Source organism: Aeromonas sp. FDAARGOS 1414 (assembly GCF_019047065.1).
GTDB lineage: Bacteria > Pseudomonadota > Gammaproteobacteria > Enterobacterales > Aeromonadaceae > Aeromonas > Aeromonas veronii_A.
Genome location: NZ_CP077210.1, coordinates 3,140,001 through 3,153,025, shown reverse-complemented (window position 1 = coordinate 3,153,025; position 13,025 = coordinate 3,140,001). Strand labels below are relative to the sequence as shown.

10 protein-coding genes are annotated in these 13,025 nt (G+C 56.7%); 6 read left to right on the top strand and 4 right to left on the bottom strand.

Annotated elements, in window-relative coordinates; all coding sequences use genetic code 11:
- The first annotated feature begins 33 nt into the window (after window positions 1–33).
- The 4 genes from I6L44_RS14140 (at window position 34) to I6L44_RS14125 (ending at window position 6,454) form a co-directional block, all read left to right on the top strand.
- Window positions 34–1,710, top strand: a complete 1,677-nt coding sequence (locus tag I6L44_RS14140; protein ID WP_216952157.1) for a diguanylate cyclase — start codon at window positions 34–36, stop codon at window positions 1,708–1,710.
- A gap of 458 nt (window positions 1,711–2,168) precedes the next feature.
- Entirely contained in the window at window positions 2,169–2,765 is a 597-nt protein-coding gene (locus tag I6L44_RS14135; protein ID WP_216954454.1) for an OmpW family outer membrane protein, read from the top strand.
- Between the two features lie 222 nt (window positions 2,766–2,987).
- The gene (locus I6L44_RS14130; RefSeq protein ID WP_164535993.1) at window positions 2,988–4,967 is read left to right on the top strand and encodes a methyl-accepting chemotaxis protein; all 1,980 of its coding nucleotides are present in this window, start codon (window positions 2,988–2,990) and stop codon (window positions 4,965–4,967) included.
- An 8-nt stretch (window positions 4,968–4,975) separates the two neighbouring features.
- Window positions 4,976–6,454 (top strand): ABC transporter substrate-binding protein, encoded by a 1,479-nt coding sequence (locus tag I6L44_RS14125; RefSeq protein ID WP_216952156.1) that lies wholly within the window; start codon window positions 4,976–4,978, stop codon window positions 6,452–6,454.
- Window positions 6,455–6,527: 73 nt separating this feature from the next.
- Here the strand turns inward: I6L44_RS14125 and I6L44_RS14120 are convergent, their stop codons facing one another.
- On the bottom strand, window positions 6,528–7,328 hold the full coding sequence (locus I6L44_RS14120; RefSeq protein ID WP_216952155.1) for a GNAT family N-acetyltransferase: 801 nt from the start codon (window positions 7,326–7,328) through the stop codon (window positions 6,528–6,530).
- A 329-nt stretch (window positions 7,329–7,657) separates the two neighbouring features.
- Here I6L44_RS14120 and metF point away from each other — a divergent pair, with 329 nt between their 5' ends.
- Window positions 7,658–8,548 (top strand): methylenetetrahydrofolate reductase, encoded by an 891-nt coding sequence (gene metF, locus I6L44_RS14115; RefSeq protein ID WP_005340191.1) that lies wholly within the window; start codon window positions 7,658–7,660, stop codon window positions 8,546–8,548.
- A gap of 68 nt (window positions 8,549–8,616) precedes the next feature.
- Here metF and I6L44_RS14110 read toward each other — a convergent pair whose 3' ends face one another.
- Together I6L44_RS14110 and I6L44_RS14105 are read right to left on the bottom strand one after the other, a co-directional pair.
- Window positions 8,617–9,681 (bottom strand): DUF3103 family protein, encoded by a 1,065-nt coding sequence (locus tag I6L44_RS14110; RefSeq protein WP_201952759.1) that lies wholly within the window; start codon window positions 9,679–9,681, stop codon window positions 8,617–8,619.
- A 122-nt stretch (window positions 9,682–9,803) separates the two neighbouring features.
- Window positions 9,804–10,979, bottom strand: a complete 1,176-nt coding sequence (locus I6L44_RS14105) for a benzoate/H(+) symporter BenE family transporter (RefSeq protein WP_216952154.1) — start codon at window positions 10,977–10,979, stop codon at window positions 9,804–9,806.
- Window positions 10,980–11,098: 119 nt separating this feature from the next.
- Here I6L44_RS14105 and I6L44_RS14100 point away from each other — a divergent pair, with 119 nt between their 5' ends.
- The gene (locus I6L44_RS14100; protein ID WP_216952153.1) at window positions 11,099–11,668 is read left to right on the top strand and encodes a helix-turn-helix domain-containing protein; all 570 of its coding nucleotides are present in this window, start codon (window positions 11,099–11,101) and stop codon (window positions 11,666–11,668) included.
- A gap of 16 nt (window positions 11,669–11,684) precedes the next feature.
- On the opposite strand, the gene I6L44_RS14095 is transcribed toward I6L44_RS14100, so the two are convergent.
- The gene (locus I6L44_RS14095; protein WP_216952152.1) at window positions 11,685–12,881 is read right to left on the bottom strand and encodes an NnrS family protein; all 1,197 of its coding nucleotides are present in this window, start codon (window positions 12,879–12,881) and stop codon (window positions 11,685–11,687) included.
- Window positions 12,882–13,025: the final 144 nt, after the last annotated feature.

Sequence of the window (13,025 nt, the reverse complement as noted above, 5' to 3'; positions counted from 1 at the left end):
ATCTCAGCATCATGGTAATGGATATATCGGGTTATGGCTCAGGCTCCGCGCACGATTGATCATCAGTTGGCTTACTCCATGTTCCCCATCTGGCTGGGGGCGATCCTGCTATTGCTGGTCCTGCTGGCGTGGGCCCAAATCCCGGCTGCCAGCCGGATTGAAGAGCAGCGAATGAAGGAGCATCTGCTGCGCGTGACCAAGGCGGTGCAGGCGGATGTGGCCGCTCTGGATGCATTCAGTCGGGATTGGGGCATCTGGGATGACAGTCACCGTTTTATGGACAACAAAAGCAGGGCGTACATCGAATCCAACCTGTTCAGTGATATGCCGATGCGGGATTTTAGTCTCAACCTGATGAGCTTCATGGATCTCACCGGCTACGAAATCTGGACGCGCACCCTGCTACCCGATGCGCCGGGGATCAATCCGGACCAGTTTCCCTACTTCCTTGATGAGCTGAAAAAGCAGTTGAGAGAACGCTCGGTGGCGCAAGGGGGCATCAATCTGCACGGGATCCGTGCTTCCCAGTGGGGGCCGCTGATGTACTCGTGGCAGCCGATCAGAAACAGTGACGAGTCGGCACCGTTCAACGGTTTCTTGCTGGTTGTACGTTGGCTCGACAAGGCCTATCTCGAGCAGGTATCGGAGCGTACCGCGCTGCCTCTGGCGATCTCCCACGCCAATCTGGATGTCACCGCTACCTTCAAAAAACTGAAACCGCAAATAACGTATCGCCTGATCGACCTTGGGCTCACCCGGCTTAGGGGAGAGGTGCGACTGCTCAACAGCGATAACCAGCCGGTGCTGACTCTGGTGATTGAGGAGGAGAGAAAGATCTTGAGTGGCGTCATGGAGGGGGCGCTCTGGACCTTTATTGGTATGCTTTTTATCAGTTTTATCTGCGTCATGATCGCCATGTACCGGCTCAACAGCATTGTGCTTACCCCGTTGCAGCAGCTGGTGTCGGCGCTGCAACGCTTTGGCGATCGGCCAGATGCCACCTTGATCCCCTATATCGACAGCAGCGCCGAGATGGCGACCTTGAGCGGCAAGTTCAAGGAGATGGCCAGCAAGGTCAGTCAGCAACACGATGATTTGTTGGAAAAATCCAGCCAGATGGAGATGGCGGCATTCACCGACCCCTTGACCCGTTGTTTCAATCGTCGCTATCTGGATAGCTGGTTGCAAGACAATTGGGCCCGCCCTTGTCAGCTGTTGCTGCTCGATCTCGATCATTTCAAACGGATCAACGACCGATTTGGTCATGATATGGGTGATCTGGTGTTGCAGCAGCTGGCAGAACTGCTGCACAAGCTGGTGGTGAGTGACGCCGAGCCCGTTATCCGGTTGGGAGGGGAGGAGTTTTTACTCCTGTTGCAGGTGGATAATGAGCAAGAGTTGGTACAGCGTGCCGATTATCTGAGGCTTCGTGTTGTTCAGCACCGTTTCGGTTCGGAGGAGAGGCCGCTATGGTTAACGGTTTCATCGGGATATTGTCGGTATCCTCTGCATCCGGCGTGCCCCGATACCTTCTGGAGCCACAGTTTCAAGCTGGCCGACCTAGCGCTCTATCAGGCAAAACTGAGGGGCCGTAATCGATGCTGTGGCTATTCGGGCACTCTGTCTGTTCGGGAGGTGATGGAACAGACCCCGGAGCAACTTGTCGAAGGGAATAGTCTTGCGTTGCAACATACTGTCAGCCCGGATTAGCCCTGCCGGACCAATACCAGATAGGCTAGGGCGACAATAAAACCGAGCAGGATAAAGAGAAAGGATCCGATCCCCCAAACGGCCGCGAGAAAGGCCCCCACCTTTTGCCATTTCGACTCATTTTTCATAAATAAACCATTACTTCCCAGTAACTTGCATGGCGCAAAAAATACGCTGGTTTGCCCATATTAACAACAATTAATAGCCACTCTGCCGAGCGATAAGGTGTGGTTTGCTTGCTTGTTTTGGCGCTGAATGGGGTTAGTTACAACCTGTCGAAACAGGTATTCCGGCTTGTTGTCTGGGGACTCAAGGAGATTGGGATGGCGCGCAAAGATGTCACACCAATCGATTTATTTCCGTGCAACCTTTGCTTCAAGTCAATAACTTTGCATTTACAAGGGCATATAGTCAGCGGGCTTACAGCATCAAATGAAAACAAAAAAAGGGATTACGTGATGAAAAAATTACTTCCTCTGATGATTGCCGCTGCAGTGGCCTCTCCTTTCGCCATGGCCCATCAGGCTGGCGACATTCTGGTTCGTGGTGGTTTGGCATTTGTATCGCCGCAGGAAAGCAGCACGCCTGTAGAGCTGGAAATTAATGACAACATGCAATTGGGATTGACTCTCTCTTACATGATTACTGATAACTGGGGTATCGAATTGCTGGCTGCAACCCCCTTCTCTCATTCAGTCAAACTGGGTGGCGCTGAAGTTGCCAAGATCAAGCATCTGCCGCCGACTCTGATGGGTCAGTACTATTTTGGCGATGCTCAAAGCAAGGTTCGCCCGTATGTCGGTATTGGCGTGAACTACACCACCTTCTTTAATGAAGAGGGTCGTGGTGCACTGTCAGGAACCGATGTCAAAGTCGATGACTCCTGGGGGGTTGCCGGACAAGTTGGTATCGATATGGCGATCACTGACCGCTGGTTTGTCAACGGTTCAGCCTGGATCATGGATATCGATACCGATGTGCATACTGCGATTGGCACCATTAATACCAAGGTCGACCCGATGGCCTTTATGGTGGGTGTTGGCTACCGCTTCTAATGATTCTGACTGCGGTTCTGAACGGATCGCGGAAGATAGCAAAGTACGTCTCTTTCAGCCCGGCTTTTGCCGGGCTTTTTTCGTATTGCTGATTTTGTCTGGACTGTGATCCAACCCGATACAAATCAATTAAATCCCTGTCGCTTTATTTCAGTTATTCGCCACCCTTGCCGATAGTGACTATGTTCACTTTACCTTCCCCCAATGAGTGAGGATGTCTCCATGGGCTTATCTATTGTGCAGCGGATCATCGCCGGATTCGTGTTGATGCTGCTGTTGCTGATCCTGCTTGGTGTGATCAGTACCTTTAAAATCAAGGGTATAAATGACGGCCTCTCTGCCGTATCTGACCGGGCAACCCCGCTGGTAGTGGCTGTCGCAGGTCTAAAGGGGGCACTGCAGGATAGTAACCGCTGGGTGCTGGTCTACCGCACCAGTGAAGATGCCGCCCAGTTGCCGCAGCTGGCCAATCAGTTCAAGGAGCAGCAGAACCGCTTCGCCCAGCTGAGTCAGGAGATGGGTAAATTTACCGACGTAGCGGATGCTCGTGTCCGCTTCCAGCAGGTTGAGAGTGCTACCACCCAATTTTATGGCTTGGCGGATCAGGTGTTGGCCCAGCATCGGCAGTGGGTCAGTGCGCTGGATCAGCGCCACAAGCTGGAGATGGAATTTATCCGCCTTGAGGATACCTACCAGTGGGCGGCGGATCTGCTGCTGCAACAGACCGCCAGCAAGCGCTCCATGCGCAACAAGGCGGAGCTTATTACCTCGGGTATCGCCCGCGATCTGAAGAATATCCGCCGTGCCGATGCCAAAACCGACCTAAATGAGCTGGAAAAGGTACTCAGCAAGGATATCGAGATGGCCCGCAAGCGGTTGGAGCGGGTAGTGGTGCCCGATGATGTGAAAGCGCGCTTTGTCTCCAATCTGGATCGGATGCAGGAGTTGGCGCTCGGCGCTCAGGGCTTGCTGGCAACCATGCGTCAGGCTCAGCAACTGGCGCTGTCGCTGGCCACGCAAAATCAGCAGCTGGATGCCAGTCTGGTCAACAGCCTCAATTTGCTCGATGAGATGGGCAAGTCCGCCGGTGCCATCGCCAGCGACAGCCGGATCAACGCCGATGCGGCGGTCAGCAGTGCCAGCTTCTGGATCCTGGTGGTTGCCGCGATGTCGGCCGCTGCGGCGCTGGTGATCGGCTATACCACTGCGCGCAGCATTCAGCGCCCGTTGCAGATGATCAACAAGGAGCTCGATTACATGGCGGCCGGTGACATGACCCGCCGCATCAACTACCGCAGCAGTTGTGAATTTGGCAGCCTTTCCCGCTCTATCGATACGCTGGCGGGCAAGACCGGTGAACTACTCTCTCAAATCAATGCGGGCTCCCGCCATCTGGTGGATGAGGCGAGCCGGGCCGCCGAGATCAGCGAACGGGCCATGTCCCGGGTACAAGAGCAGAAGAGCCAGACCGATCAGGTGGCCGCCGCCATTACCGAGCTGGAAGTGAGCGCCACCGAGGTGGCCCGCTCTACCGATGGCACCAAGCGGGAAGTGGATCTGGCCGATGAAGAGGCGCGTAATGGTCGCCAGAAAGTGGCCACCACTCGCCGGATCACCGAGCAGCTGGCTGGCGCCATGGAAGAGGCGGTCGGGATCACCTACAAACTTGGGGAATTCAGCAACAACATCGGCAGCATTCTCGATGTGATCCGCAGCATTGCCGAGCAGACCAACCTGCTGGCGTTGAACGCTGCCATCGAAGCGGCTCGTGCTGGCGATGCCGGTCGCGGTTTTGCGGTGGTGGCCGATGAGGTACGGGCGCTGGCCAATCGCACCCAGACCTCGACCGAAGAGATCCAGGGGATGATTGAGAACCTGCAGAGCTCCAGCAAGCATGTGGTTGAAGTGATGGGGCGTAGCCAGGAGCAGACCCAGAGCTGTGTCGAGCAGACTCGCGAGATGGATGTGGCGCTGCAATCCATTGCCGATCGGATGGGGGCCATCAAGTCGATGGCGGATCAGGTGGCCCATGCCGCTCAGGAGCAGATCTCCGTCAGTCAGGGGGTCGCTCGTCATATCGCCGGTATTGCCGATGTGGCATACGAGACTGAGCGCGAGGCGCGCGAATCCGCCAGTAGCAGCGAAGTGCTGGCCGACCTGGTCGCCAAACAGCAGCAATTGATCGCACATTTCAAGGTCTAGGAGGGCTTATGTCTAAAAAGTGGATTGGAGCCCTGAGTCTCCTGTTGTGTGGCCAGCTGATGGCCAGCGAGCTGGTGATTGAAAGCTGGCGAACCGATGACAAGGCGTTGTGGGAGCAGAAGATTATCCCGGCGTTTGAAGCGGCGCATCCCGGCATCAAGGTGAGTTTTCATCCGGTGCAGAACGTCAACTACATGCCCACCCTGTGGGAGAGCCTGAAAGGCGGTAAGGCGGGGGATCTCATTACCTGTCGTCCGTTTGATGACTCGCTCGCCCTGTTCAAGGCGGGCCATCTGGCCGAGCTGACCGAAATGGCAGGGATGGAGAACTTCCCGAGTTTTGCCCAGTCACCCTGGCAGACTGACTCCGGTGCCCAGACCTTCTGCGTACCCATGGCCTCGGTGATTCATGGCTTCTTCTATAACAAGAAGATCTTCAGTGAGTTGGGGCTCACCTTGCCGCAAACCCGCGATCAGTTCTTTGCCGTGCTGGACAAGATCAAGGCCGACGGTCGCTATGTGCCGCTGGCCATGAGCGGTTCCGAGAGTTGGGTTGCCTCCGAGCTGGGGTTCCAGAACATTGGTCCCAACTACTGGAAGGGAGAGGACGGCCGTCTGGCACTGATCGGCGGGCAGGAGCGGTTGGACAACCCGCAATATGTGAAGGTGTTCGATGAGCTGGCGCGCTGGCGCTCCTACCTCGGTGAAGGTGGCGAGAGCCGCGATTATGCGACCAGTAACGAGCTGTTCACCTCGGGCAAGGCCGGCTTCTACGTGGCGGGCTCCTGGGAGATTGCCCCCTTCACCGGCAAGGTCGATTTTGGCGTCATGCGTCCGCCGGTGGCCAAACAGGGTGATGGCTGTTTCTTTACCGACCACACCGATATCGGTATGGGGATGAACCCGGCCAGCAAGAACAAAGAGGGGGCAATGGCCTTCCTGCAGTGGCTGACGACGCCGCAATTTGCCGAGCTCTATACCAACTCGCTGCCGGGATTCTTCTCCCTCTCCAACCACTTCTTCGATGTCACCAATCCGGCGGCCAAAGAGATGATGGAGTGGCGCGATCAGTGTGACTCCACCATTCGGGTGGCGACCCAGATCCTCTCCCGTGGTACGCCCAAGTTGGGGGATGAACTGGCAGAGGTGAGTCAGGCTGTGCTGCTTGGCAAGATGGAGCCCAAAGCTGCCGCGGATCGACTGGAAAGTGGTTTGAAGGGGTGGTATGCCCCTCATCAGGGCAATAAGGCCAAGAGCGCGGATTGTCAGTGTGATGCGGTTGCCCCTGCCTCGGTTTCAACACCGACAGCTGAGGTGTCAGCAGCCCCCGCGACCAGTGAAACACCGGCCGTGGTGGCACCAGCTGTGACTCCCGCAGAACCCGCATCAGCGGCCGCTGCCCCATTACCGGCGCCGTCGGATGAGGTGGAGCAGGCGCTCTCCAACGAGCTGGAGGCGCCACAGCAGCCACAGCAGCCACAGCAATAGGTCATCTGCATCAATAAAAACGGGAGGCATCAGCCTCCCGTTTTTTTATGGCTCGCGGCCAGCATGTATCGCTTTATTGTGCTTCGTGGGGCCAGCGGCAGAGGCTGCCGATGCGGGCAACCGGGGCAAACCCCAGAGAGCGGTAAATGCGATGGGCATGGTAATGCTCGTCAGCCACTATGATCAGCTGTTTGGCGCGGGACAATCCTGCGCGAGCCACTTGACTCAGCAGCTGGCGGCATAACCCCTGGTTGCGCCACGCATGGTGCGTACGTACCAACTGGAAGCGCCCAAGTGTGCCGCAGAAGAAGAGGCCACAGCTGGCGACCAGTTTCCCCTCTTGCCAGATCCCCCACCAGTCCCCGAGACCATCGGCAATCATGGCCTGATAGAGCGCCTGACGGGATCGCAGATAGGGGAGATAGCTCTGTTCCGAGTGCCCCTCATCTCGTTCATTGAGTTCGAAGTCGAGCCACTCAGGCCAATCAGTAGTGGTGAAGGTGCGTGCCTCAACCTTGTTCATGTCGCTGTGAGGGGGTGGGCAGCTCTGCTCATCCAGCGCCAGCACCACGCACTCCATATATTGGTATCCGGTTGCGACAAAACCGGCGATCCGGCTGTTTTGTCCGGCCGCCAGTGGCCATTGGAAGGTGCGGTGGCGCACTCGAGGATCCTGGCCGATCAGCTGATCAAATGTGGCTTCCAGCCAGCCTTTGTCACGGTCGCTGGGTGGGTTGGGGAGTAGCAGGTAGTTGCCGAAGTAGTAATCGGGAGCATCCGGCGTGCGAACCGCCCAGAACTGATCGTGCTGAACAACCTCGCCCTGATAGCGATCGAACAGCAAGTCGGTGGCAAAGCCGGGGTGGGTATCCATGATGGTGCTCCTGCAAAGACTCATTCTGTTATCGGCAGGAGTGGGAAATAGATGAAAAGGGGCCGGAGAAACCTCCGGCCAAACAATCACACGCAGATTCAGAACGTCCAGGACGATCTACCCCCATCATAACTCGACTGGGGCGATTTTGGGATGGGCACTTTTCGGTTACGTACCGTTAATTTTGTAAATATGAAGTTCGTCAGATCGGATGTGAGGTAAATCCCTGTTGACTTTGTGTCGTTTTGCTCATAAATATAAAGACGTTTAGACGTCCAAACATCCGTTTTGACGTAGGCAGATGGATTGCAGGACAGGGAGAAGAGCAGATGGGATTTCACAGTGCACGTCAGGTTGAGGCGCTCAACCAGAGCTTGGCAGATTTGAATGGCGATATATCGGTCAGTTTCGAGTTTTTTCCGCCCAACAGTGAAGGGATGGAGAATACCCTCTGGCAGTCCATCGAACGGCTGAAAGTGCTGGAACCCAAGTTCGTCTCCGTCACCTATGGCGCCAACTCTGGCACCCGTGATCGCACCCACAAGGTGATAAAGGACATCAAGGAACGGACAGGCCTGATTGCGGCGCCGCACCTGACCTGTATCGATGCCAGTCGCGACGAGCTGCGCACCATCGCCCGCGACTACTGGAACAGCGGTATTCGTCATATCGTGGCTCTGCGCGGTGACTTGCCGCAGGGGTTGGAGAAGCCGGATATGTATGCCACCGACCTGGTTGCCCTGCTCAAGTCAGAGGCGGACTTCGATATCTCGGTTGCTGCCTATCCGGAAGGGCACCCGGAGGCCAAGAGTGCGCAATCCGACCTGCTCAACCTCAAGCGCAAGATTGATGCCGGTGCCAACCGCGCCATCACCCAGTTCTTCTTCGATGTGGAGACCTATCTGCGATTTCGGGATCGCTGCGCTGCCATCGGTATCGATGCCGAAATCGTGCCGGGGATCCTGCCGGTCTCCAACTATCAGACCCTGGCCAAGTTTGCCGGTTTTACCAACGTGAAGATCCCGCGCTGGATGCATCAGCGTTTCGAGGGGCTGGATAACGATCAGATGACCCGCAATCTGGTGGGGGCGAGCATCGCCATCGATCAGGTGCGCGTGCTGAGTCAGGAAGGGGTGAAGGATTTCCACTTCTATACCCTGAACCGCTCCGAGCTGACTTATGCCATCTGCCATACTCTGGGGGTTCGTCCCAAGGGTTGACCGGTAGTCACCGCGATAAAAGCAAAAAGCCAATGAGTTGCTCATTGGCTTTTTCGTTATGCCGATTATCAAGGTCTGGTCGGGGCGATCTCTTTTGGCTCAAGATCGATAACCGCATTACCGGCAGCCCCCGGATACTGGCGATAGACCTGATCCTGCTCCAGTGTGTAGAAGGTATCCAGATAGTCGTCGTTATTGGTCATCCAGGAGTCGGGCAGTGCCTTGACGATGCGACCGCCGAGATCGAGGAAGGGCAGGGCTTCCGGCACGCCACCCGCAGTAAAGCCGAGTTTGAGAGCTTCAATCAGCAGGGCGCTCAGCTCCTTGTAGTTGACGTTGTCATCCTGCTCCATCATCACCACATCGACGGCACCCCAGCGATAGCGATCCCAGTAAACCAGGATCTGGTTGGGGGTGTAGTCTGTGTTGTCATAGTCGAGGTAGGGCATGTCGACAATATCGACCACTGGTTCATCCCGGCTGGGATTAACCCCTGCGACCACTGCATACACTTCGGCTGCGCCGAGCAGCCAGGGCTCCTGATCATCCTTCAGTCTGATCTTTTTCAGGATACTGGTCTTGAGTGGCGCCGTGCTGGCCGCCACTCGCGGAGCGCTTTGCAGATCAGCATCGGCCAGCGCCTTGCGCATTACCTTCAAGCCTGCGTTTTTGGCTTTGACGGGATCGGCTTCGACTACCAGAACCGGCAGGGCCGGTGCCTTGTCCACATCCAGATAGACGGGATTGCCAGCGCTGTCGAACGCTTCAATGGCGCTCCAGCTCTTCTCATCTCCGCTCGGAACATAGGCGACTAGCGGTTCGACGCCCTGTTGCAGTGCTGCGGCCTGATCGGTGTTGGCCAGCCGCAACTGCATCAGTTGCTTGACCTCGCCATCCAGTCCTTGCCGGCTGATGGCCGCCTGGTTGGCATCGGTCGCCTGCCGTTTAAGCCGTGGGCTGGCCTTCTGCAGCAGGTTGGGAAGCGGGCTCTGGTATTGCTGATTGCTCAGCAGGGGCAGCAGGTTTTTCTGCTGAAGTGCGAGCTGGCGAGCCAGCTCTCGATCCGTATCGGCAGCCTGGACGCTCGTAGCACCCAGTATGGCCAGTAGTAACAAGACAGCCTGATTTTTCATTTTTATACTCCGTTGCATGGAACCTGACAGGGCACCATGTCCGGGAAGATTGGTGCCCTGACGCCACTAGAAGGAAATTAGTTTCACTTGTGAATCATTTTATCTGGATAGTGTGCAGAGGTTCACGGTTTGAGGTTCAATTGATTCCTTTGTCGATATAATTGGAACTGATAGATAGCCAGACCAATCAGCAGACCCCAGCAGGCTGCCGCGATGCCGAGCATGCTGATCCCGGACGCGGTAATGATAAAGGTGAGCAGCGCAGCTTCTCGCGCTTCATCCTGTTGCAAGGCCGAGTGCAGGCTGCTGCCGATGGTACCTAGCAGTGCCAATCCGGCGATGCAGGTGACAAGGGCTGCCGGAAAGGCGCTAAACAGGGTCGCGACGGTTGCACCGAAGCAGCCGGTCACAAGATAAAAGCAACCCGCCCAAACCGCAGCAGGCCAGCGGCGCTTGGTATCCGGGTCGACCTCTTTGCCCATGCAGATGGCGGCAGTGATGGCGGCCAGATTGAAGGCATAGCCGCCAAAAGGGGCGAGCAGCAGGCCAGTCAGGCCGGTCCAGCTGATCAGCGAGGAGGTGGAAGGCTGATAGCCGTGGGCCCGCAAGATGGCAATTCCCGGCATGTTTTGCGATGTCATGGTGACAATGAACAGCGGCAGCGCGATACCAAACAGGGCATCAAGGGAGAAGGCTGGCCATGTCCAGACCGGGCTGGCGAGTTGCCAGTGAAGGGTGCCCATTTGCAAATCCCCCCGCACGCTGCAGATCAGCATCCCCACTCCCAGTACCAGCACCATGGTATAGCGGGGCCAGAAATGACGACCCAGCAGGAAGGCCAGCAGCAGGGGGCCAAGCAGCAAGGGATCTTGCGGGGCGACCTTGAACAGATCCAATCCGAATCTGAGCAGCACACCAGCGAGCATGGCGGCGGCCAGTGGAGCCGGGATATGTTTCATCAAACGGTCGAACCAGCCGCTGATGCCACACAGAGTGATCAGCAGGGACGAGATCACAAAGGCGCCGATCGCTTCCGCCAGAGTGAAGTTGCCCAGCGTGGTGATCAGCAGTGCCGCGCCCGGGGTGGACCAGGCGGTTAGTATGGGTATGCGGTAATAGAGAGAGAGGCCGATGCAGCTCACCCCCATGCCGATCCCCAGCGTCCAGAGCCAGGAGGCAACTTGGGCAGTATCAGCACCCGCCGCTGTGGCGGCCTGGATGATCAGGATGACGGAGCTGGTGTAGCCGACCATCACGGCGATAAATCCTGCGACCAGATGGGGGATGGCGAAGGGCATGACTCTTCCTCTTGGCGTTGTGACGCGCTGTGCGTTATTACGTACAATACAGCTTTGACTATATCGCTGTGCGCTATAGCGTACAAGGCGCATCGTGCAAGAGTAATAAAGAGGCAGTTATGCAAGAGATGAGTCAGCATCTGGCTGCTCGACTGAAGGGGCTGCGCAGCGAGCGTGGCTGGAGCCTGGATGCCGCCGCGCGCGAAACGGGTGTCAGCAAGGCGATGCTGGGGCAGATTGAGCGGGGAGAGTCCAGCCCGACGGTGGCGACGCTATGGAAGATAGCCACCGGTTTTCGAGTCTCATTTTCCAGTTTCATCGAGCCCACACCCGCCACGCAGGAAGAGGTGCTCTATCGCACCGCCGATACTATTCGCCAGCAGCCTGCGGGAGAGGGCATGCAAGTGGCACCGCTCTTCCCTTATGAAAACCGGTTTGGTTTCGAGTTGCTTGAGCTGACCCTGTTGCCGGGTTACCAGCGTGAGTCCGAGCCCCATGAGCCGGGAGTGACCGAGCATGTCATCGTCATCAGCGGCATGATGGAGGTGCTGGTGGCAGGGGAGTGGTGCTCACTGGTGCAAGGGGAGGCGGTGCGTTTTGCTGCCGACCGTCCCCACGGTTATCGCAATCTGGGCATAGCCCCGGCGATTTTCCACAACCTCATCCACTATCCGGTGGCAACACCCTGAACATGTTCCGCAGTCATCAACCCGGTCGACCATCTGCTCTGGGGCGGATCAGTATCGGGGTATAGACCCAGACAAACAGACCATAGGCAGCGATCCAGGCAAGCGCGCTGAGGTTCCAGCCATGCAGGGTATAAGCAGGCCAGAACAGCGGAATCGTCACCCGCATTGTAGCGGCAGCGATAACCAGGGTGAATGCGCCAGTGATCCTGCGTCCTACCTGCAAGGCCCGACCGCTATGGCCGAGGGATACTCGCGCAATCATGCCCAGGATCATGGTCCCCATGCAGCCTGCGCTGAGCAGGTGGCTGGCCATTGACAACGTGATGGGCAGATCCGCGCTATGTGCCGCAAGGGCGAACAGGCCAAGAGGGATAAACAGATAGGCGAGATGGAGTGACCACAGCAGGGGATGCGCAAGGGTCGATGGCAGATGCCAACGTAGTTGCCGCCACAGATGCAAACTCGCCGCCACTATATAGAGAGGCACTATATATATGCTGGTGACCCATTGGGTGGGGAGCAGCAACCAGCAGAGCAAGATAAGCCACTGTGTCGTGAGCGCCGCCCGCTCCAGCCAGAGCAGAGGTGCAACTTTCTCCTGACCGGTTGCTCGGGCTGTGAAGAACGGAATCACCCTTCCACCCATCACGGCGATCAGGGTGGTAAACAACAGCACAGTCGTGATCAGCAGATGCTCAACGGTGGTCCACTCTTTATGCCATAACCAGCTGGCACCATTGAGCAGGGTCAGTATCAGCAACAGGGGCACGAAGAACAGGTTGCGCCATTGCCGGGTTATCAAGATCGGCTTGGCAAGGAACCAGGCGCAAAGCGGCAACCAGAGCAGGTCTGCCAACATCAGAAGCGTATTCTCTTCACCCAGCCAGGGTAACAAGGTCCTTGGCAACATCCACAACCCCACCACCATTACCAATGGCCAGCTCCGAACACCGGGATGGGCCGTCCAGTTCTGCACCGCGGTGAGCAGAAAACCCGCGACGATGGCAGCCCCGAAACCAAACAGCATCTCATGACCATGCCACCAGGTCGGGTTGGCAATCCCGGGCAAGGTAAGCCAACCGTTGAGCTGCCCCAGCCAGAGCAACATGGCGACGGCCGCAAACAGAGCCCCGAACAAGAAGAAGGGTCGGAACCCCAAGCGGAACAGCGGGACGATTTGCTCTTCCTTATGGCTATCGAGAATTTGATGCATGAGGGCATTCCAATTAAACATTTGAGATGGCAATTATAAATTAGCTTTTCAAATGTTCAATTTAAATCCGGCAATAGTCAGAATTGATGCCATTTCGAGCAAAAAAAGAGGTGGTTGCTTGATATCTGAGCGAACGAACTTTTT

Excerpts from the sequence above, each read along its gene's own strand:
- I6L44_RS14140 (WP_216952157.1), top strand. The coding sequence starts at position 34 with ATGGCTCAGGCTCCGCGCACGATTGATCATCAGTTGGCTTACTCCATG.
- I6L44_RS14135 (WP_216954454.1), top strand. The coding sequence starts at position 2,169 with ATGAAAAAATTACTTCCTCTGATGATTGCCGCTGCAGTGGCCTCTCCT.
- I6L44_RS14130 (WP_164535993.1), top strand. The coding sequence starts at position 2,988 with ATGGGCTTATCTATTGTGCAGCGGATCATCGCCGGATTCGTGTTGATG.
- I6L44_RS14125 (WP_216952156.1), top strand. The coding sequence starts at position 4,976 with ATGTCTAAAAAGTGGATTGGAGCCCTGAGTCTCCTGTTGTGTGGCCAG.
- I6L44_RS14120 (WP_216952155.1), bottom strand. The coding sequence starts at position 7,328 with ATGGATACCCACCCCGGCTTTGCCACCGACTTGCTGTTCGATCGCTAT.
- metF (WP_005340191.1), top strand. The coding sequence starts at position 7,658 with ATGGGATTTCACAGTGCACGTCAGGTTGAGGCGCTCAACCAGAGCTTG.
- I6L44_RS14110 (WP_201952759.1), bottom strand. The coding sequence starts at position 9,681 with ATGAAAAATCAGGCTGTCTTGTTACTACTGGCCATACTGGGTGCTACG.
- I6L44_RS14105 (WP_216952154.1), bottom strand. The coding sequence starts at position 10,979 with ATGCCCTTCGCCATCCCCCATCTGGTCGCAGGATTTATCGCCGTGATG.
- I6L44_RS14100 (WP_216952153.1), top strand. The coding sequence starts at position 11,099 with ATGCAAGAGATGAGTCAGCATCTGGCTGCTCGACTGAAGGGGCTGCGC.
- I6L44_RS14095 (WP_216952152.1), bottom strand. The coding sequence starts at position 12,881 with ATGCATCAAATTCTCGATAGCCATAAGGAAGAGCAAATCGTCCCGCTG.